The sequence below is a fragment of the Pseudooceanicola aestuarii genome (assembly GCF_010614805.1).
Classification (GTDB): Bacteria; Pseudomonadota; Alphaproteobacteria; order Rhodobacterales; family Rhodobacteraceae; genus Pseudooceanicola; species Pseudooceanicola aestuarii.
Window position 1 is genome coordinate 867,281 of record NZ_JAAFZC010000001.1, and the last position, 19,743, is coordinate 887,023.

The 19,743-nt window shown below is 66.2% G+C and carries 19 protein-coding genes; 10 read left to right on the forward strand and 9 right to left on the reverse strand.

The features are described from left to right. The first annotated feature begins 41 nt into the window (after nt 1–41). The 6 genes from G5A46_RS04055 to G5A46_RS04080 are packed head-to-tail and all read left to right on the forward strand — an operon-like array spanning nt 42 to nt 4,549. Nucleotides 42–740: a nitroreductase family protein gene (locus G5A46_RS04055; RefSeq protein ID WP_163847541.1), complete on the forward strand. Its 699-nt coding sequence runs from the start codon at nt 42–44 to the stop codon at nt 738–740. Between the two features lie 28 nt (nt 741–768). Beyond that, the gene (gene fghA / locus G5A46_RS04060; protein ID WP_163847543.1) at nt 769–1,599 is read left to right on the forward strand and encodes an S-formylglutathione hydrolase; all 831 of its coding nucleotides are present in this window, start codon (nt 769–771) and stop codon (nt 1,597–1,599) included. Further along, nucleotides 1,596–2,051, forward strand: a complete 456-nt coding sequence (locus tag G5A46_RS04065) for a YaiI/YqxD family protein (protein ID WP_163847546.1) — start codon at nt 1,596–1,598, stop codon at nt 2,049–2,051. Before fghA ends, G5A46_RS04065 begins: the two co-directional genes overlap by 4 nt. Nucleotides 2,052–2,055: 4 nt before the next feature. Further along, nucleotides 2,056–2,679, forward strand: a complete 624-nt coding sequence (locus tag G5A46_RS04070; protein WP_163847548.1) for an HAD-IA family hydrolase — start codon at nt 2,056–2,058, stop codon at nt 2,677–2,679. Further along, nucleotides 2,676–3,602 carry an ornithine cyclodeaminase family protein gene (locus G5A46_RS04075; protein WP_163847550.1) on the forward strand — a complete coding sequence of 309 codons (927 nt, stop codon included), beginning with the start codon at nt 2,676–2,678 and terminating at the stop codon, nt 3,600–3,602. Before G5A46_RS04070 ends, G5A46_RS04075 begins: the two co-directional genes overlap by 4 nt. Continuing rightward, a complete protein-coding gene (locus tag G5A46_RS04080; protein WP_163847551.1) occupies nt 3,599–4,549 on the forward strand; it encodes an alpha/beta fold hydrolase in 951 nt (316 codons plus the stop codon). The genes G5A46_RS04075 and G5A46_RS04080 overlap by 4 nt, the downstream gene beginning before the upstream one ends. A gap of 63 nt (nt 4,550–4,612) precedes the next feature. Here the strand turns inward: G5A46_RS04080 and G5A46_RS04085 are convergent, their stop codons facing one another. Next, nucleotides 4,613–5,857: an MFS transporter gene (locus G5A46_RS04085; RefSeq protein ID WP_163847553.1), complete on the reverse strand. Its 1,245-nt coding sequence runs from the start codon at nt 5,855–5,857 to the stop codon at nt 4,613–4,615. Nucleotides 5,858–5,998: 141 nt separating this feature from the next. Here G5A46_RS04085 and zapE point away from each other — a divergent pair, with 141 nt between their 5' ends. Beyond that, a complete protein-coding gene (gene zapE, locus G5A46_RS04090) occupies nt 5,999–7,060 on the forward strand; it encodes a cell division protein ZapE (RefSeq protein WP_239520607.1) in 1,062 nt (353 codons plus the stop codon). 10 nt (nt 7,061–7,070) lie between these two features. Here the strand turns inward: zapE and mbfA are convergent, their stop codons facing one another. From mbfA to G5A46_RS04105, 3 genes are all read right to left on the reverse strand, one after another. Next, complete coding sequence (gene mbfA, locus G5A46_RS04095; RefSeq protein WP_163847555.1) at nt 7,071–8,042, reverse strand: iron exporter MbfA; 972 nt, start codon at nt 8,040–8,042, stop codon at nt 7,071–7,073. Between the two features lie 25 nt (nt 8,043–8,067). Then, nucleotides 8,068–8,775, reverse strand: a complete 708-nt coding sequence (locus tag G5A46_RS04100; RefSeq protein WP_163847558.1) for an NYN domain-containing protein — start codon at nt 8,773–8,775, stop codon at nt 8,068–8,070. A 218-nt stretch (nt 8,776–8,993) separates the two neighbouring features. Continuing rightward, nucleotides 8,994–9,896, reverse strand: a complete 903-nt coding sequence (locus G5A46_RS04105) for a LysR family transcriptional regulator (RefSeq protein ID WP_163847560.1) — start codon at nt 9,894–9,896, stop codon at nt 8,994–8,996. A gap of 97 nt (nt 9,897–9,993) precedes the next feature. Between G5A46_RS04105 and G5A46_RS04110 the strand changes: the two genes are divergently transcribed. Continuing rightward, complete coding sequence (locus G5A46_RS04110) at nt 9,994–10,614, forward strand: class I SAM-dependent methyltransferase (RefSeq protein ID WP_163847562.1); 621 nt, start codon at nt 9,994–9,996, stop codon at nt 10,612–10,614. 132 nt (nt 10,615–10,746) lie between these two features. Beyond that, nucleotides 10,747–11,607: a DMT family transporter gene (locus tag G5A46_RS04115; protein ID WP_204318686.1), complete on the forward strand. Its 861-nt coding sequence runs from the start codon at nt 10,747–10,749 to the stop codon at nt 11,605–11,607. 49 nt (nt 11,608–11,656) lie between these two features. On the opposite strand, the gene G5A46_RS04120 is transcribed toward G5A46_RS04115, so the two are convergent. Further along, nucleotides 11,657–12,787, reverse strand: coding sequence for an S-(hydroxymethyl)glutathione dehydrogenase/class III alcohol dehydrogenase (locus tag G5A46_RS04120; RefSeq protein ID WP_163847566.1), 1,131 nt, complete (start codon nt 12,785–12,787; stop codon nt 11,657–11,659). Nucleotides 12,788–12,912: 125 nt separating this feature from the next. On the opposite strand from G5A46_RS04120, the gene G5A46_RS04125 reads away from it, so the two are divergent. Then, nucleotides 12,913–13,224, forward strand: coding sequence for an I78 family peptidase inhibitor (locus tag G5A46_RS04125; RefSeq protein ID WP_163847568.1), 312 nt, complete (start codon nt 12,913–12,915; stop codon nt 13,222–13,224). Between the two features lie 234 nt (nt 13,225–13,458). On the opposite strand, the gene G5A46_RS04130 is transcribed toward G5A46_RS04125, so the two are convergent. The 4 genes from G5A46_RS04130 to ade form a co-directional block, all read right to left on the reverse strand. Continuing rightward, the gene (locus G5A46_RS04130; RefSeq protein ID WP_163847570.1) at nt 13,459–14,508 is read right to left on the reverse strand and encodes an acyl-CoA dehydrogenase family protein; all 1,050 of its coding nucleotides are present in this window, start codon (nt 14,506–14,508) and stop codon (nt 13,459–13,461) included. A gap of 3 nt (nt 14,509–14,511) precedes the next feature. Continuing rightward, nucleotides 14,512–15,699, reverse strand: coding sequence for an acyl-CoA dehydrogenase family protein (locus G5A46_RS04135; RefSeq protein ID WP_163847572.1), 1,188 nt, complete (start codon nt 15,697–15,699; stop codon nt 14,512–14,514). A gap of 17 nt (nt 15,700–15,716) precedes the next feature. Beyond that, nucleotides 15,717–17,813 carry a 3-hydroxyacyl-CoA dehydrogenase NAD-binding domain-containing protein gene (locus tag G5A46_RS04140; RefSeq protein WP_163847574.1) on the reverse strand — a complete coding sequence of 699 codons (2,097 nt, stop codon included), beginning with the start codon at nt 17,811–17,813 and terminating at the stop codon, nt 15,717–15,719. A 182-nt stretch (nt 17,814–17,995) separates the two neighbouring features. After that, on the reverse strand, nt 17,996–19,699 hold the full coding sequence (gene ade, locus G5A46_RS04145; protein ID WP_163847576.1) for an adenine deaminase: 1,704 nt from the start codon (nt 19,697–19,699) through the stop codon (nt 17,996–17,998). Between the last annotated feature and the right edge of the window lie 44 nt (nt 19,700–19,743).

A 19,743-nucleotide genomic window follows, 5' to 3' on the forward strand; every position in this document is an offset into this window, starting at 1 on the left:
TGCCGCGCGCTCTGCGATGATCCGCGAAAAGGGAGGACACCATGTATCAAAAGGGCACGATCGGTTACAAACCGCTGCCCCTGCCGGACCGGCGGGATCTGACGGATGACGCGGCACGTGTCGCGGCGGCCGAACATCTGGCACTGATGCGTACCCGGCATTCGGTGCGCGACTTCTCCGACCGGCCAGTCCCGCGCGAGATCATCGCCGATTGCGTGCAGACCGCCGGGCTCGCGCCCTCCGGGGCCAATCACCAGCCCTGGCATTTCTCCGCCATTTCCGACCCGGCGATGAAGGCCCGAATTCGCGCCGCCGCCGAGGCGGAGGAGGAGAAGTTCTATGCCGGGGGCGCGGGCGACGAATGGCTGGCCGCGCTGGAGCCCATCGGCACCGGCGCGTCGAAACCGCATCTGGACATCGCCCCCTGGCTGATCGTGGTCTTCGCCCAACGCTACGGCCTGACCGCCGAAGGGGAGCGGTACAAGCATTACTACGTCCCCGAAAGCGTCGGCATCGCCACCGGCTTCCTGATCGGGGCGCTGCACAATGCCGGGCTGTCCTGCCTGACCCACACGCCCAACCCGATGAAGTTCCTGACCGACCTCTGCGGCCGTCCCGAACAGGAGAAACCCGTGATGATCCTGGCCGTGGGTCATCCCGCGGCGGATGCCACCATCCCTGCCGTGGCGAAGATCAAGAAACCCCTGGACCAGATCCTGACCCTGCACGAGGCGGGATAGCCCCTCACGCCCCCCGAAAGGAGGCCCCATGAAGACCCAATCGGAAAACCGCTGCTTTGACGGAGTGCAGGGTGTCTATACCCATGCGTCCAAGGTGACGGGCTGCGACATGACCTTTGGCCTGTTCCTGCCGGAGGAAGCGCAGATCGGCCCGGTTCCGGTGCTGTGGTACCTGTCGGGTCTGACCTGCACCCACGAGAACGCGATGGTCAAGGCCGGCGCCCAGCAATGGGCCGCCGAACAGGGCATAGCCCTGGTCTTTCCCGACACCTCGCCGCGCGGCGACGCGGTGGCCGATCACGACGATTACGACATGGGCAAAGGCGCGGGTTTTTACGTCAACGCGACGCAGAATCCCTGGTCGCCGCACTACCAGATGTGGGATTACCTGGCGCAGGAGCTTCCTGACCTGATCACAGCCAACTTTGCCGTGGACGGTGACCGGCAGGCGATCACCGGGCATTCCATGGGCGGGCATGGCGCGCTGACGCTGGCGATGGCGCATCCGGGGCGCTATGCCTCCGTTTCGGCCTTCGCGCCGATCTGCAATCCCACCGGCGCCGATTGGGGGCGCAAGCAATTGCAGGCCTACCTGGGCGAGGATGAAACCACCTGGGCCCGGCACGATGCTTCCCGCGTGATGGCGGAACGCGGCTTTGACGGTCCGGTGCTGGTGGATACCGGCACGGCGGACCAGTTCATCGACCTGCTGCGCCCCGAAACCCTGATGCAGGCCGCCGCCGCGCGGCGTCAGCAGGGGGCGTTCCGAATGCAGCACGGGTATGACCACAGCTATTTCTTCGTCTCCACCTTCATGGAGGAACACGTCGCGTTCCATGCGCAGGCGCTTTACGCGTGACGCGGATCTACGTCGATGCCGATGCCTGCCCCGTGAAGGCCGAGGTCGAGAAGGTCGCCACCCGCCACCGCCTGACGGCCGTCATGGTGTCCAACGGCGGGCTGCGGCCTTCGGCCAACCCATTTGTGACCCATGAAATCGTGCCGGACGGGCCGGACGTGGCGGATATGTGGATCGCCGACCGCGCCGGCCCCGGCGACGTGGTGATCACCGGCGACATCCCCCTGGCCGCGAAATGCGTCGAAGCCGGGGCCGAGGTGCTGCGCCACAACGGCGAACGCTTTACCCAGGCCAATATCGGCCAGCAGCTGGCGATGCGTGACCTGATGGCCGATCTGCGCGCCTCCGACCCGTTCCGCCAGGGCGGCGGCAAAGGGTTTACAAAGGCGGACCGGTCCCGTTTCCTTGACGCGCTGGAACGTGCGCTGCGGGCCGCAACGTCAAGGAGATAGCACGATGGGGCAGGTGCAGGCGGTCGTCTTCGACATCGGCAACGTATTGATCGGCTGGGATCCCGAAGGGTTCTATGACGCCCGCATCGGCCCTGAGAACCGGCGCGCCCTGTTTGCCGCCGTGGACCTGCACGGCATGAACGAACGCGTCGACCGCGGGGCGGACATGCAGATCGCCGTCGCTGCCCTGGCCACCGCTCATCCCGACCATGCGACCGCGATTCACCATTGGCACGACCATTGGCTGGAGATGGCATCACCCGACATCCCGCACTCCGCTCGCCTGCTGCGGGCGCTGCGCAGGCGCGGGGTGCCGGTTTTCGCGCTGTCGAATTTCGGCGCCAGCACCTTCGAAATCGCGCAGCAGGCCTACCCGGTGCTGCGCGAATTCGACGATATGGTGATTTCCGCCCACCACGGTCTGATGAAGCCCGAGGCCGGGATCTACGCCCTGCTGGAGACCCGCACGGGCCTGTCCGGCGACGCGCTGCTGTTCGCCGATGACCGCGCCGACAACATCGCCGCCGCCCGCGCGCGCGGCTGGCGCGGACACCTGTTCACCACGCCCGACCTTTGGGCCGCCCGCCTGGTGGACGAAGGATTGCTGACCAAGGAGGAAGCCGCATGACCGCCCCGTTCATCACCTTCGAACAGGGGGAATCCGTTCTGGACTGGATCGCCCTGTCCGATGCCATCGCCGCCGGCCATGATCTGCCGAAGGCCGAGATCGGGGATACGTTTCTCTATCGCGGGGAAGATACGCTTCTGTCGAGGTCGGCCTGGATCACCGGGCTGGGTGTGGCGGTGAAGACGGCAACGATCTTTCCCGGCAACAAGGCCCAGGGCCGCCCGGCGGTGAACGGGGCGACGAACCTGTTCTCCGACGAAACCGGGATGCTGGACGCCAGTATCGATTTTCACCTGATCACCAAGTGGAAGACCGCCGGCGACAGCCTGCTGGCCGCGCGCCGCCTGGCCCGGCCCGACAGCCGCCGCATCCTGCTGATCGGCGCGGGCACCGTGGCCACCAACATGCGTGCCGCCTATGCCACCGCTTTTCCCGACGCGGAATTCACCGTCTGGAACCGCAGCCCCGCCGGGGCGGAGGCAATGGCCAGCGCACATCCCGGCATGCAGATCGCCACCAGCCTGGAACAGGCCGTGGCGCGGGCCGACATCATCTGCTGCGCCACCATGGCGACCGAACCGGTGCTGCGCGGCGCCTGGCTGCAACCGGGCCAGCATGTCGATCTGATCGGCGCCTACCACGCCGGCATGCGGGAGGCCGATGACGACGCCCTGCGCCGGGCCAGCCTGTTCGTCGACAGCCGCGACACCACGCTGGACCACATCGGAGAGCTGAAGACGCCGCTGGCCGACGGGGTGATCACCCCCGACGACATCCGCGCCGATTATTACCAGCTGGGCACCTTTGCCCGGCAATCGGAGGACGAGATCACCCTGGCAAAGAACGGCGGCGGCGCGCATCTGGACCTGATGGTCGCGCGCCATATCCTGACCGCCTGGACCGCGCGGCACACGGCGGAATGAATATCTTTCTCCTTTCAATTTTGCTGCTGATCGCGCTGGCGCTGCTGATCGGCCTGGGCCCCTACCTGCGGGAGGCACGGCGCCGCCCGGTGACAGAAGCCGACCGCGCCGCCGCGCCGGGCCAGTTCGCCGATCTGTCGCAGGGTCGCACGCATTATCGCTGGTACGACCGGTCGCGCGGGCCGGTGGCGGTGCTGGTCCACGGGCTGACCTCCCCCTCCATCGTCTGGCAGGACATCGCGCCCGCCCTTCAGGCGCAGGGCTACCGGGTGCTGGTCTACGATCTTTACGGGCGCGGCCTGTCGGACCGCCCCAAAGGCCCCCAGGACGAGGCGTTCTTTGTCACCCAGCTGGAGGACCTGCTGGCCGATCAGAAGATCGCCGATGACATCACCTTTTTCGGCTATTCGATGGGCGGCGCGATCACCGCCGCCTATGCCGCGCGCCATCCCGATCAGGTGCTGCGCCTGGTGCTGGTCGCCCCGGCCGGGATGGGGCGATTTCCCGGTGGGCTGATGCAACGGATGCGCGATGCCGAGCTGATCGGCGGCTGGATGGTGCGGGCGCTTTATCCGCGCGCGTTTCGCCGCGCCTGCGAGCATGGCCGGCGCAAGCTGGGCGTCCCGGCCCAGGCGGCGGTGGAACAGGAGGCCCAGTTGCGCTATCGCGGGTTCCTGCCTGCGGTTCTGTCCTCCCTGCGCGGCATTCTGCGGCACCCGATGGAACAGCCGCATCGCAAGCTCTCGCGGGAGGACGTGCCCGTCCTGGCCATCTGGGCCGAGGCCGATCGGACCATTCCGCTGGAATGCCTGGGCACGCTGGCGCAATGGAACCGCATGGCGGTCCATCATCAGGTGCCCGGTGCCAGCCATTGGATACCGCTGACCCATCCCGACGCGGTGATCGACGCCTATCGCCAATTTCTGGCCACGCCCGACGCGCATTGATGCCGGAGGCGGGAACAGCCGGTCGGGCAGCGGGCCGACCGGCCCCGCGCCTGTCCCCTCCGCTCAGGCGGCGGCGGCCACCGGGCCGCGCCTTTCCCGCACCGGCAGGTGCACCAGCGCACTGAACGCGCCGACCCCGACGCCGAACCACCACACCAGATCATAGCTGCCGTAGACGTCATACATCCGCCCCCCCAGCCAGACACCCAGGAACCCGCCCAGCTGGTGACTGAAGAAGACGATGCCATACAGCGTGCCCATATAGCGCAGCCCGTAGATATGCGCGATCAACCCCGAGGTCAGCGGCACGGTCGCCAGCCACAGCCCGCCCATCAGGACCGAAAAGATCAGCACCGTCGCAGGCGTCATCGGATACAGGATGAAGGCGGCCGCGACGATGGTGCGCAGGGTGTAGATCCCCGCCAGCAGGTATTTTCGCTGGAACCTGTTGCCCAGCCACCCGGCCAGCAGCGTGCCGCAGATATTGGCCAGCCCGATCAGCGATATCGCCACCGCCCCCAGGGCGGAGGTCGTGGTGATGCCGATGTTGTGCAACACGCCGCCGGGCAGGATCGGGCCGCACATTTCGGTCACGAAGGCGGGAAAATGCGCGGTGATGAAGGCCAGTTGGTAGCCGCAGGAGAAAAACCCCAGGAAAATCAGCGCAAAGCTGGGATCGCGCGCCGCCTTCAGAAGGATCTGGCCCATGCTCTCCTCCAGCTCCGCCTTGGTGGCGGGCGGTGTCGGCGAGCGCATGAACGGCAGCAGCAGCAGCACGCCCAGGATCATCGCCGCAAAGGTGAGAAACACCTGCTGCCACGCCATCTGCGTCAGCAGGAATTCGGCCAGCGGCGCACCAAAGACCTGTCCCGCCGACCCTGCCGCCGTGGCAATGGCCAGCGACATGGACCGGTTGGCATCCGACGACGCCCGGCCCACCACCGCCAGGATCACGCCGAACCCGGTGCCCGCGATGCCGAAACCGACCAGAATTTCCAGCATCTGGTGCGCTTCCGGCGTGACCGCCACGGAACTCAGCACCAGCCCCGCCGCATAGATCACAGCGCCCAGAATGATCGCCACCCGGTCGCCCAGCTTTTCCGCGAAGGCCGCGAACAGCGGCTGGCCGATCCCCCAGGCCAGATTTTGCAGCGCGATGGCCAGCGAGAATTCAGCGCGCAGCCAGCCGAAATCCTCGGCGATCGGGATCTGGAAGACACCGAAGGACGCGCGGATGGCAAAGCTGACCAGAATGATGGCACAGCCTACGATCAGCACGGGGGTGAACAGGCGGGGGGTTGTGGACATCGGGAGCTCCTCGTTGCCGGGGACGTTACCCATGCATCTGCAAGGGTCAAGCGCACATCCGTGATGCGTCTCATTCCGGTTGGTGACGGATCGGCGCTGGCGCCTCTTCCCCCCGGCGCGGCTTGGCGCTAGGTCAGGGGCATGTCCCAGTCGATGACCCAGATCTATGCCGATGCGGTGGCCGATGACCACCTGACCGCCGACCCCGCGCAGGAGGCCGTGCTGCCCGAATTCGACCGCATCCGCGAGGCCCTGAACGCCCCGCGCAAACGCGGCCTGTTCCGCCGCGCGCCGGAACCGCCCAGGGGGCTGTATATCTGGGGCGGTGTCGGACGCGGAAAATCCATGCTGATGGACCTGTTCGCGCAAAGCCTGGACGTGCCGCATCGCCGGGTGCATTTCCATGCCTTCATGCAGGAAATCCACGAGGGGATGCACGCCGCCCGCGCCAGCAACACCGCCGACAGTCTGGCACCCGTGGCCGCCCGCGTGGCCGAAGAGGTGCGCGTCCTGGCCTTTGACGAGATGCAGATCAGCGATATCGCCGACGCGATGATCGTCGGGCGCCTGTTCGAGGCGCTGTTCGCCGCCGGGGTCGTCGTGGTCACCACCTCGAACCGCCATCCCGATGATCTGTACAAGGACGGCCTCCAGCGAGAGCGGTTCGTGCCCTTCATCGCGTTGGTGAAGGAAAAGATGGTCGTGCACGAACTGGCCAGCCCGCGCGATTACCGCCAGAATCGCCTGTCCGGCAGCCCGGTCTATTTCACCCCTGCCAATGCGGAGGCCCGTGCCGCCATCGCCGCCATTTGGGAGGATCTGACCGGCGGCGAGGGTGCGCCATTGGTGCTGAAGGTCAAGGGCCGCGACGTGACCCTGCCCGCCTATCGCAATGGCGTGGCGCGGGCGAAATTCCACGATCTCTGCGGGCGGATGCTGGGACCGGGGGATTATCTGGCCATCGCCGATGCCGTTCGCGTGCTGATCCTGGAGGACATTCCCCGTCTGGGCCGCTCCAATTTCAACGAGGCCAAGCGGTTTGTCACCCTGATCGACGCGCTCTACGAGGCGCGGGTGCGGTTCATCTGTTCGGCCGCCGATGCGCCGGAATCGCTCTATCTCGAAGGCGAAGGCGCGTTTGAATTCGAACGTACCGCCAGCCGGTTGCGCGAAATGCAGGCCGAGGACTGGGCGCGCGACTGACCCCCGCGCCCTATCCCGATCCGATCAGCACCCCGGCAGCAAAGACCAGCGCCCCGCCCAGCACCACCTGGAACGCCGCGCGCAGCATCGGCGTTTGCATGAACCGGTTCTGGATCCAGGCGATCGCCCACAATTCGACAAAGACGACGATGATGGCGATCACCGTGGCGGTCCAGAAATCCGCGATCAGATAGGGCAGCGCGTGGCCCAGCCCGCCCAACGTCGTCATCACGCCCGAGGCCACGCCGCGTTTCACCGGCGATCCCCGGCCCGAAATCTGGCCATCGTCGCTGGCCGCTTCGGTAAAGCCCATGGAGATCCCGGCCCCGATGGAGGCCGCCAGCCCGACCAGAAACGTGGTCCAGGGATCGCGCGTCGCAAAGGCGGTGGCGAAGATCGGCGCCAGCGTGGAGACAGAGCCATCCATCAGCCCCGCCAGCCCCGGCTGCACCCAGGTCAGGATGAACTGGCGATGGGCGGCCTGACCTTCCTCGGTGCGGGCAGGATCGTCCAGGTGGGTGGCTTCCAGCCCCTCGGCGCTGCGCTGGTGGCCGGCCTCGTCGGCGGCCAGATCGCCCAGCAGGCGCCGGGTGGCGGCGTCCTGGGTGCGCGCGGCGGCGGTCAGGTAGAACCGTTCGGCGTCCCGTTCCATCTGGGCGGCTTCGGCGCGGATGCGGTCGATCCCCAGGTTCTCGATCAGCCAGACGGGACGGCGGGTGTGGAAACCCGCCACATGTTCGCGCCGGATCAGGGGAATGACGGCGCCGAACCGGGCTTCGTGCAGGGCGATCAGGCGGCTACGGTGTTCGTCTTCTTCGGCGGCCATGCCGTCGAACACCTGCGCGGTACCGGGATAATCGGTGCGCAGGCGTTCGGCATAGTTGCGAAAGATCCGGGCGTCGTCCTCCTCCGACGAAATGGCAAGGGCCAGGATCTCCTGTTCGCTCAGGTCATTGAAACGTCGTCTGTTCAGGAACCGCATCGCCTGTCTCCGGTGGAAATGGGGGTCAGTCCAGCCGCCGCACCATCAGCTGATTGCCCGGCCCGCGCTTTGTCTCGAACCGTTTCAACTCCCCGATCAGGTCCGAGAACTTCCGCTTGCCATAGCTGCGGGTGTCGAAATCCGGGTTCTCGGCGGCGACATACTGGCCCAGCTGACCCATGGGATACCAATCGTCATCCGTCTCGATCTTGTCCATGGCGCGGATGATCAGCTCCACCGCCTCCTGCGGCTGGCGTTTGCCGGTGGGCTTGGCGCCGGTGGGGGCCGTGGCCTCGTCGGCGATGTTCTCGATCAGGATGAACCGGTTGCAGACATTGCGCAGGGCCTCGGGCGCCTTGGCCTCTCCGATGCCGATCACGTCCAGCCCCTGTTCGCGGATGCGGTTGGCCAGCGCGGTGAAATCGCTGTCCGAGGAGACAAGGACAAAGCCGTCGAACCGTCCCGTATGCAGGATGTCCATCGCGTCGATCACCAACCCGATGTCGCTGGCGTTCTTGCCCTTGGTATTGGCTGTTTCCTGATGCGCCACCAGCCCCAGAGACCGGGTCTGTTCGGCCCATGGGCGCAGGCGCTCCGCGCTCCAGTCGCCATAGACGCGGCGCAGGGCCGGCTCCCCGAAGGAGGTGATTTCCTTGAGGATCGGCTGGGCAAAGCGGGCGGGAATGTTGTCCGCGTCGATCAATACGGCATAAAGCGGGCGCTGCTCGGGCATGTCATCTCCGTGTCGGGGACGGCGCCCCGGTTTTCGCGCCGGACCGGGGCCGGACGCCTTCGCGTCAAGGGTAGTCGCCCCCCCCGGGATTGCAATGCGTCACGCGCGTTCCCTCGTGTCAGCGCGGGCGGCACCGGGGTTGCCGCCAGGGGCGGAGCGGGTTGGGGGCGGAGCGGGGCCGGACTGGGGGCGAACAGGGGCCGGACGCCCTGCCCCGGTCATCCGCCGGCGGCCATATGGGCGGATAGCGCGTCGGCCAGGTGGTCGAAGACGATGCGGATGCGGCGGCTGGTGTGCAATTCGCGATGCGTGACCAGCCAGACGGGGTAGGCGAACGTGACTTCCGGGAGCACGGCCTCCACCTCCGGGGTAATGCGGGCGACGTCCTCGGTCATCACGGCCAGACCCAGCCCATGTTTGACCATCTCCCACAGGGTCAGCCCGTTGTCGGTGGTCAGGCGGATGTTCTCCCGCGTCAGGGGCAGGCCGCGTTGATGCATATAATGCAGCGTCTCATCGGTATTGGTGAACGCGACATAAGCATGGCGGGCCAGATCCGCCGCCACGGCGGGCCGCCCCGTCCGGTCAAGGTAGCGCGTCGCGCCATACAACCGTCCGACCCCCTCCCCCACCAGCCGGGCGGTCAGCTCGGGCTGGGTGGGGCGGACGTGGCGCACGGCGATATCGGCCTCCCTCCGGGGAATGTCGGCCAGGGTGTTCTGGGCCAGCACCGTCACTTCCACCTCCGGCGCGATGCGCGACAGTCGCGCCAGGATCGGCGGCAACACCAACGCCGACAACACGTCGCTGGCAGAAATGCTGACATGACCCTTCACCGCTTGCGCCTGCCCGGTGGCGGTCAGGGCCATGCGGGTTGCCGCCTCCTCCATCGCGCGCAGGTGGGGCAGCAGCGCCTGCCCCGAGGGCGTCAGCACCAATGTGCGCCCCACCCGGTCAAACAGGGTCACGCCCAGCTTCTCCTCCAGCGCGGTGATCTGGCGGCCCAGCGTCGGCTGTGTCTGACCCAGCAGGCGCGCGGCCGCGGACAGCGATCCCGTCTCTGCCGTGGCAAGGAAGGCGCGGGCCTGGTTCCAGTCAAAGCTCGCCGATGGGTGGGTCATACGTATTCGTATAAGGCAACACCGGATTTGGGCAATTCCCCATGAGCCACACACGGGGCACAAAGGCCGCGATACTTGAGCATGAAGGGATTTTCACATGAAAGACGCCACCGCATTCTGGGACGGCATGGCCCGCAGCTACGCCGACCGCCCGATTTCCGACCCCGCGGCCTATGACCGTACGCTTGACCGGGTGCGCAGCTACCTTGCCCCCTCCGACCGGGTGCTGGAAGTCGGCGCCGGCACCGGTACCACCGCCATCCGCCTGCGGCCGCATGTCGGAAGCTACGAGGCGACGGACCTGTCGGACAACCTGATACAGATCGCCCGCCAGCGCGCGGCGGAGGCCGACGCCGCCCCGATCACCTTTCGCACCGCCGACCTGATGGAGCGTCCCGAAGGCGCCCCCTATGACGTGGTGATGGCGTTCAACCTGCTCCACCTGGTGGAGGATATCGACACCGCGCTGGCGCATCTGGCCGGGCTGGTGAAGCCCGGCGGCTACGTGATCACAAAATCCGCCTGCCTGGGCAGCGGGCTGCATTGGATGCGCCCGATGATCTGGGTGATGCAGCAACTGGGCCGCGCGCCCTATGTCGCCTTTCGCAACGTGGAGGAGTTGCAGAACGCGGTGGAGCGGCAGGGGCTGAAGATCCTGGAGACGGGAAATTATCCCGCCCGCCCGATCAACCGCTTCATCGTCGCGCAAAAGGTCTGACCCCCGCGCCCGGGCCATGGCACCGCCGCCTGCCCCGCGCGGGATCTTGCCCGGCCCCGCCGCCCGTGGCATTGGCCGCACATGGAAAGCGCCGCCCGCCCCCCGTTCCGATTGAGCCGCCAGGAAGTGGCGATGATCCTTGTCACCATGGTCTGGGGGGCAACCTTCCTGACCGTGCAGATCGCCATGACGGCCTCCGGCCCGCTGTTCTTCGTCGGCGTGCGGTTCTGTCTGGCAGGGCTGCTGTCGGCGCTGATCTTTCACCGCGTCCTGCGGGGCCTGACCGGCAAGGAGGTCTTTGCCGGTACCGCCATCGGGGTGATGATCTTCCTGGGCTACGCGCTTCAGACCGAGGGGCTGCGCGATGTGCCCAGTTCCAAGGTCGCCTTCATCACCGCCTTCTACGTGCCGCTGGTGCCGCTGCTGCAATGGCTGGTCTGGCGCCGGGCGCCCCGGCTGATGGCCTGGATCGGGATCGCGCTGGCCTTTGCCGGGCTGGTGATGATCTCGGCCCCCGGCGCCCGCGGCCTGCTGTTCAGCTGGGGGGAGGTTGTCACCATCCTGTCGGCCATCGCCATCGCGGCGGAGGTGATCCTGATCAGCTATTTCGCCCAGGGGGTGGACAGTCGCCGCGTCACGCTGGTGCAGCTATGGGCGGCCGGGTTGATGTCCTTTGCGCTGATGCCCCTGGCCGGAGAGAGCGTGCCGGCCTTCTCCTGGGTGTGGGTTCTGGCGGCGCTGGCCCTGGGGTTTGCCAGCGCGGTAATCCAGCTGGTGATGAATTGGGGCCAGAAGACCGTCAGCCCGACACGCGCGACGATCATCTACGCCGGCGAACCGGTCTGGGCCGGGCTGGTCGGACGGCTGGCGGGGGAACGGCTGGGCCCGCTGGCGTTGATCGGCGGGGTGCTGATCGTGGCCGGGATGGTGGTCAGCGAGCTGCGCCCCCGTCGCCGCACCCCGCGCACCGACCGGCCCGAACGGCCGTTGTAAGACCATTGTCCCCCTGCGCGCCGGACCCTCCGGCGCGCAGGGGGCCGGATCAGTAGACCACGACGGAGCGGATGCTTTCGCCCGCATGCATCAGGTCGAACCCCTTGTTGATGTCCGACAGCGCCAGCTGGTGGGTGATCATCGGGTCGATCTCGATCTTGCCGTCCATGTACCAATCCACGATCCGGGGCACATCGGTCCGGCCCCGCGCGCCGCCAAAGGCAGTGCCTTTCCAGACCCGCCCCGTGACCAGCTGGAAGGGCCGGGTCGCGATTTCGGCCCCGGCCGGGGCCACGCCGATGACGATGGATTCGCCCCAGCCGCGATGCGCGCATTCCAGCGCCTGGCGCATGACCTTTACGTTGCCGGTGCAGTCGAATGTGTAATCGGCACCGCCGATCAGATCGCCGCGCCGCTTCGTCAGGTTGACGATATAAGGCACGATGTCCTCGTCCAGATCCGCCGGATTGACGAAATGGGTCATGCCGAACCTTTCGGCCATTTCCTTCTTCGCCGGATTCAGATCGACCCCGATGATCATATCGGCCCCGGCCAGGCGCAGGCCCTGGATCACGTTCAGCCCGATACCACCCAGTCCAAAGACCACGGCGGTGGCGCCGATCTCGACCTTGGCGGTGTTGATCACCGCGCCGATGCCCGTGGTGACGCCGCAGCCGATATAGCAGATCTTGTCGAACGGCGCGTCTTCGCGAACCTTGGCCAGCGCGATTTCCGGCAGGACGGTATGGTTGGAGAAGGTGGAGCAGCCCATGTAATGCAGGATCGGATCGCCCTCCAGCGTGGTAAATCGGGAGGTGCCGTCCGGCATCACCCCCTGGCCCTGCGTCGCCCGGATGGAGGTGCAGAGATTGGTTTTCTGCGAGGTGCAGGAATAGCATTCGCGGCATTCGGGCGTATACAGCGGGATGACGTGATCGCCGGGTTTCAGGCTGGTCACGCCCTCGCCGACCTCCATCACCACGCCGGCGCCTTCGTGGCCCAGAATGGCAGGGAACAGACCTTCGGGGTCGGCCCCGGACAGGGTGAATTCATCGGTGTGGCAGATGCCGGTGGCCTTGATTTCCACAAGGACTTCGCCCGGCTTGGGCCCGTCAAGGTTGACATCCATGACTTCCAGCGGTTTGCCCGCCTGGACGGCGACGGCAGCTTTGGTGCGCATGGCATTCCCTCCATTCCAGATTTACCGCCAAATTGGGCGAAACCCTGCGCAAAGGCAACCACCCCCCTTTCACTTGGCCGTGGGAAGGCGCAGTAGGCGGCCAGAGATGCAAACGGAGGTTCGCCATGCCCCTCACCCCCCTTGCCCTGTTGGCCCGTATCACCCCGCCGGCGCGCCTTGCGTTGCTGGGCGGGCCGTGCCTTGCCCTTGCCGCCTGTGACATCAGCGGCGGCAGTTCCGGCACCTTGGACTCCTGCCAGGGCAACGGCGCGGCGGCCCTGATCGGCCAGCCCCTCGAAGCGGAGGCGATCGCCAACCGCGCCGGCGCCGTGCGCGTGATCGAACCGGACACGGTGGTGACCATGGATCACGTGCCCAGCCGTCTGAACCTGTATATCGACGGCAACGACCGCATCACCCGCGTGACCTGCGGCTGAGGGCCGGGCAGGCGGGGCGGCGATGGTCGACCATGCCTGAATTGACAGTTCTTTCCGAAGTGACTGTTCTTTCCGAAATGACGGGCAATTCCGAAACGCCTGTCATGCGCGAAAGGTCTGAACCGACTGTCCGAACAGAACCATTCGGTATCGCAGACAGCAAGAAGGGGGCCGGTGGCCCCCTTCGTCGTTTCTGTCCCGGCGCCGCCCTCGTGGGCCGCGCGCGATACCGGATCAGGCGGCCATCACCTGCGACAGGTGGTAATCGGTATCGCCCAGCTGCGCGTCGATCATGATCAGGCGCTTGCCGTAATGGGAGCCGGGATATTCCCAGGTCATGGCGATCCCGCCATGCATCTGGATCGCCTCTTCAGCGACCAGACGCCCGGCGCGGCCGATCAGGTTCTTGGCCATGGAGGCATAGCGCGCCGCGTCCGGGCCGCCCAGCTCTGCGGCGGCCTTGATCACGATGGAGCGGCTCTGCTCGATCTCGGTCAGCATGTCCACGGCACGGTGCTGCAACACCTGGAAGGTGCCGATGGGACGGCCGAACTGCTTGCGCTGTTTCAGGTAATCCACCGTCATCGCGTGCAGCACGTCCATTGCGCCGACCGCTTCGGAACACAGGCCGACGATCCCGGCGTTGACCGCATCCGCGATCGCGGCTTCTGCATTGTCGAGGATCAGCGTGCCGGGCGTGTTCTCCAGCACGACTTCGGCGGCGCCCGCCCCGTCCATCAGCGCATAGCCGGTGACGGAGGCATCGGCTGCCGCAACCTCGTAGATGGCCAGACCGTCACCGGATTTCGCCGCGATCAGGAAGGCATCCGCCGCCTGCCCGCCATAGACGATGGATTTCCGGCCGGACAGCTTGCCGTCCGTTGCGGTGGTGGTCATCTGCGACAGGTCATAGGGCGCGTCCAGCTCGCCCAGACCCACGGCATAGCGTTTCGTACCGGACAGCAGGGCCTCCTGATCGGCACCTGCCGCGGCCAGAAGGCGCGAGGCCATCAGCGCGCCCAGCACCGGCTCGGGGTTCAGGGCGCGGCCCAGCTCCTCGAACACGACGGAGATGTCGAAGCCGGTGCCGCCCATGCCGCCCGCCTCTTCGCTGGCCAGCGCAAAGAGCGCGCCCAGCTCCGTCAGCTCCGTCCACTTGGCCGGATCATGGAACGGCGCGGTATAGGCAACCTCGTTGCGGTGCTCGATGCCGTATTTGTCCTTCAGGAAACGCCGCAGGCTGTCCTGAAGCATCTGGCGGTCTTCGGTCAGATCAAAGTTCATGGATTACAGCCCCAGCATGGTCTTGGTCAGGATGTTGCGCTGGATCTCGTTCGATCCACCGAAGATGGAGGTCTTGCGGTTGTTGAAATAGCGCGCGGCATTGTTGGCATTGCCCTGCGGGGCAACGTCGAGATTGGTATCGGCCAGGCTGCCGGGGAAAGGCGCGGCATTGGGGCCCAACGCACGACGGCGCAGGTCCTTGAACTCCTGGTTGATCACCGTACCCTTGATCTTGAGGATCGAGGTCTCCGGCCCCGGCGCGCCCTGTTTCTGCGCGGTGAACAGCATCCGCAGGTTGGTGATCTTCATCGCTTCCAGGTCGATTTCGGCCTGCGCGATGCGGGCGGCGAACAGCGGATCCTGCGACAGCGGCTTGCCATTGCGCATGACACGTTGGGCCAGTGCCTTGACCTCCTCCAGCTCCTGCATTGAGAAGCCGACGCCGGCGATGCCGGTGCGTTCGTGGGTCAGCAGGTACTTGGCGATGGTCCAGCCCTTGTTTTCCTCGCCCACGAGGTTGCCATAGGGCACGCGCACGTCGGTAAAGAAGACTTCGTTCACCTCGTGGCCGCCTTCGATCAGCTTGATCGGGCGCACTTCGACGCCGGGCGTGGACATGTCGACGAGGATGAAGGAGATGCCCTCCTGCTGCTTCACATCCGGATCGGTCCGGCACAGGCAGAAGATCCAGTCGGCGTGCTGACCGAGCGTGGTCCAGGTCTTCTGGCCGTTGATCACCCATTCGTCGCCATCTCGCACGGCACGGGTTTTCAGGGAGGCCAGATCGGACCCGGCGCCCGGTTCGGAATAGCCCTGACACCACCAGTCGTCACCGTTCAGGATGCGCGGCAGGTAGTAGTCCTGCTGTTCCTTGCTGCCGAACTTCTGCAACACCGGACCCAGCATCGACAGCCCGAAGGGCACGATGCGCGGGGCATGGGCGCGGGCGCCTTCCTCTTCGAAGATATGGCGTTCGACGGGGCCCCAGCCGGGGCCGCCGAATTCCTTGGGCCAGATCGTGGCCAGCCAGCCTTTCTTGTTCAGGATCGCGTGATAGCGCTCCATGATATCCTTCGTCAGTTCCTTGCCGTCGCGCACCGCGTCGCGGATGTCATCGGGAAGGTTCTCCTTGAAGAAATCGCGGACTTCCTGGCGGAAGGCCTCTTCTTCGGGGGTGAAATTCAGGTCCATGTCGGGCCTCCTGTGACTTAACCGTTCAGATCCGCGAAGGTGGTGCCCTCGTCGGCCATCTTGCGCAGGATCGCGGGAACCTGCCAGTAATGGGCGTCTTCCTTGGCGTAGGTTTCGATCCGCTTCACCAGCTCTGCCGCGCCGATCGTATCCGCGTAATGCAGCGGCCCGCCCCGGAACCGGGGGAAGCCGTAGCCGAACAGGAAGACCATATCGACGTCCAGCGGGCGTTTGGCGGTGCCGTCTTCCACCACGCGGGCGGCTTCGACGATCATCGCGGTCATGTAGCGGTCAACGATCTCCTGGTCGGAAAAATCCTTGGCCGTGATGCCGTTCTCCTGGCGGACCTTGGCAATGATGTCTTCGACGGCCTCGTTGGGGACCGGCGCGCCGGCATCGTAGACGTAGTACCCCTTGCCGGTCTTGCGACCTTTCCAGCCTTCTTCGACGATCAGGTCGGCGACGCGCCCGGCATAGCGTTCGTTGGGGTCCATCCCCTCTTCGCGCTTGCGCTGGCGGGTCATGTACCCGATGTCCAACCCGGCCAGGTCACCGACCTTGTGCGGCCCCATGGCAAAGCCGAAGGCTTCCAGCGCGTCATCCACCTGTTGCGGGGTCGCGCCGTCCAGCACCAGGTAGCTGGCCGTCTTGGAATAGTGACCAAGAATGCGGTTGCCGATGAAGCCGTCGCAGACCTGCGCCAGCACGCCGACCTTCTTCAACTTCTTCGCCAGGGCAAAGCCGGTGGCCAGCACGTCATCGGCGGTCTTGGCGCCCTGCACGATCTCCAGCAGGCGCATCACATGCGCGGGGGAGAAGAAGTGCAGGCCCAGAACGTCCTGCGGACGGTCAGTGGATTCCGCGATCTCGTTCACGTCCAGATAGGAGGTGTTGGAAGCCAGAATCGCACCGTCCTTGCAGATGGTGTTGAGCTTGCCGAAGATCTCCTTCTTGATCTCCATCTTCTCGAACACCGCCTCGATCACCAGATCGACATCGGCCAGGTCTTCCATCGCCAGGCTGGGTTCCAGCATGGCCAGCGCGGCATCGCGTTTCTCCGCCGACATCTTGCCCCGGCTGACGGCGCCATCGAGGTTCTTGGTGATGGTCTGCACGCCCCGGTCCAGCCCGTCCTGCGCAACCTCGACCAGACGCACGGGAATGCCCGCCATCAGGCAGGAGGTGGAGATGCCCGACCCCATGGTGCCGCCGCCGATCACGCCGATCTTCTTCAGGTCGCGGGTCGCCCCCTTGGCTTCGGGGATATTGGACACGGCGCGCTCGCCAAAGAACGCATGGATCATGCCGGAGCGTTGCGGGGTCTCCATGCATTCCATGAATTTCTGCCGCTCCACCGCCAGGCCATCGGCCAGCGGCAGGGTGGATGCGGCGATGGATTCGACGCATTTTTGCAGGTTCACCAGGTGCGGGTTCTTCTTCGTCACCATCGCCAGCGTGGCAGAGACGGCGTCATCCGCCGCGTCCGTCGTCAGGTCGCGGGTGCGGCGCGTGGCCAAGGTGCCGTCCAGGACCTCCTGCGCCGCCTTCAGCGCGACGTCACGCGGCGCGCCCTCCATGATGCGGTCGATGGCGCCTTTTTCCTGCGCCTCGGCCACGGGGACGTGGCGGCCCGACACGGCCAGATCCAGCGCAAAGGGGATGCCCGCCAACCGCGGCAGACGCTGCGTGCCACCGGCGCCGGGCAGGATGCCCAGCAACACTTCGGGCAGGCCGATCCTGGCGCCCGGAATGGCGATGCGAGCGTGTGTGCCCATCGCAACTTCGAACCCGCCGCCCAGCGCGGTGCCGTGAATGACGGAGATGACAGGCAGGGGGCTGTCCTCGATCGCGTCGATCACGTCGGGCAGGCTGGGGGCCTGGGGCGGTTTCCCGAATTCGCGGATATCGGCACCTGCGATGAAGGTACGACCGGCGCAATACAGCGCGATGACCTTGGCGCTGCCTTCGGCATTCAGTTGCGCCAGGGCCTTCTGCAAGCCCTCGCGGACCGCAAGGCCGGTGGCGTTGACCGGCGGATTGTCGATGCAGATCAGCGCGATATCGCCCTGTTGTTCGATCGTGGTTACGTCGTTCACCTGAATGGTCTCGCCCATGGCGGCTGTGCCCCTTTCATCCGTGTTGCGGGTCGGGAAATCTGCCCGGTCCCGGATTCGCACCCGGTCCGCCTCCTCCCCTCTCGGCCGGCAGGTTAGGCCGCGCCGCGCCGGGGGTCAACGCGCGGAATTTCGTTTTGCATTGCAGAATAGTGCGCGGCGAGGCCCATGACGCAGGGTTTTCAACCGGGAATGATCTCGAAGCTTGTGACGTCCACCATGCCGCGATCGGTGATCTTCAGCGCCGGGATCACCGGCAGCGCAAGGAAAGCGAGTTGCAGGAACGGTTCTTCCAGGGTGACATCCAGGTCGCGGGCTGCGGCGCGCAGGGCGATCAGCCGTTCATGCACCGCCTCGAACGGGTCCAGGCTCATCAACCCGGCGACGGGCAGGGCCAGTTCGGCGGTGACCTGCCCGTCCCGCACCACGACGAACCCGCCCTCGATCTTGCCCAGACGATTGGCGGCCAGCGCCATGTCGTCGTAATCCACCCCCACAACGGCTATGTTGTGGTGATCATGACAGACGGTCGAGGCGATGGCCCCGCGCGCGATACCGAAACCGCGCACAAAGCCGGTGGCGATGTTGCCATTCTGCCCGTGCCGTTCGATCACCGCGATGCGTGCCAGATCGCGCGCCGGGTCGGGGCGCTTGTCGCCATCGGTGAGGGCGATCTCTTCCCGCAGATGTTCGGTGATGATCTTGCCGGGCAGGATCCCGATCACGTCGGTGGCGCTGCGGTTGGCGACGGTCCGGAACTGCGCCGCCGAGACATGCGGCGCGTTGACGGAGGCACGGGCGATCGGCGCGGTGGTGGCGCGCGCGGCAAAGGCGGCATCCCCCACCACCTGCCCGCCCGCGATCACCGCGCTGGCTCGGCAATCCTCCAGGTCCGGCAGGGCGACGATATCGGCGCGTTTGCCCGGCGCGATCAGCCCACGATCCTTGAGGCCAAAAGCCTCCGCCGCCGAAAGGCTGGCGGCGCGGTAGACGGCCAGCGGCGGGCAGCCGCGCGCGATCAGGGTCCGTATCATGTGATCCAGATGGCCGTGTTCGGCGATATCCAGCGGATTGCGGTCATCCGTGCACAGGCACATGTAGGGCGCCGTCAGATCGGTCAGCAGCGGGTGCAGCGCCTCCAGATCCTTGCTGACCGAGCCTTCGCGGATCAGCACGCGCATCCCCTTCTGCAACTTTTCCCGCGCTTCTTCGGCAGTGGTTGCCTCGTGCTCCGTCCTGATCCCTGCGGCGACATAGGCGTTCAGGTCGCGCCCCGAAAGCTGTGGGCAATGGCCATCCATATGCCGCCCCTCGAACAGCGCCAGTTTCGCCATGATGCCGGGATCGCGGTGGATCACGCCCGGGTAGTTCATCACCTCGGCCAGGCCGATGACCTGCGGATGATCCATCAGGGGGGACAGATCCGCCGCCTCGATCCGGGCACCGGCGGTTTCCATATGCGAGGACGGCACGCAGGAGGACAGGTTCACCCGGATGTCCATCACCGTCTGCACCGCGCAGGCCAGGAAGTATTCCAGCCCCGGCACCCCCGCCACATTGGCGATCTCATGCGGGTCGCAGATCGCGGTGGTCACCCCGCGCGGGGCAACGCAGCGGTCGAATTCATGCGGCGTGACCATCGAGCTTTCGATATGCAGATGCGTGTCGATGAAACCGGGGACCAGGATCTGCCCGGTCATGTCGATGATCTGCCGCCCCTCGTAGCTGTCACAGGTGCCGACGATCATGTCACCGCAGATCGCCACGTCGCCCTCCATCAGCGCGCCGGTGATCAGGTCCAGCACCCGCCCCCCGCGCAAGACCAGATCGGCAGGCGCATCCCCGCGCCCCTGTGCGATACGATCGGAAAGCGGTCTGCGGGTCATTGGCCTGTCTCCCATGGCTTGCATCCTGTCGCCAAGAAGCCGAT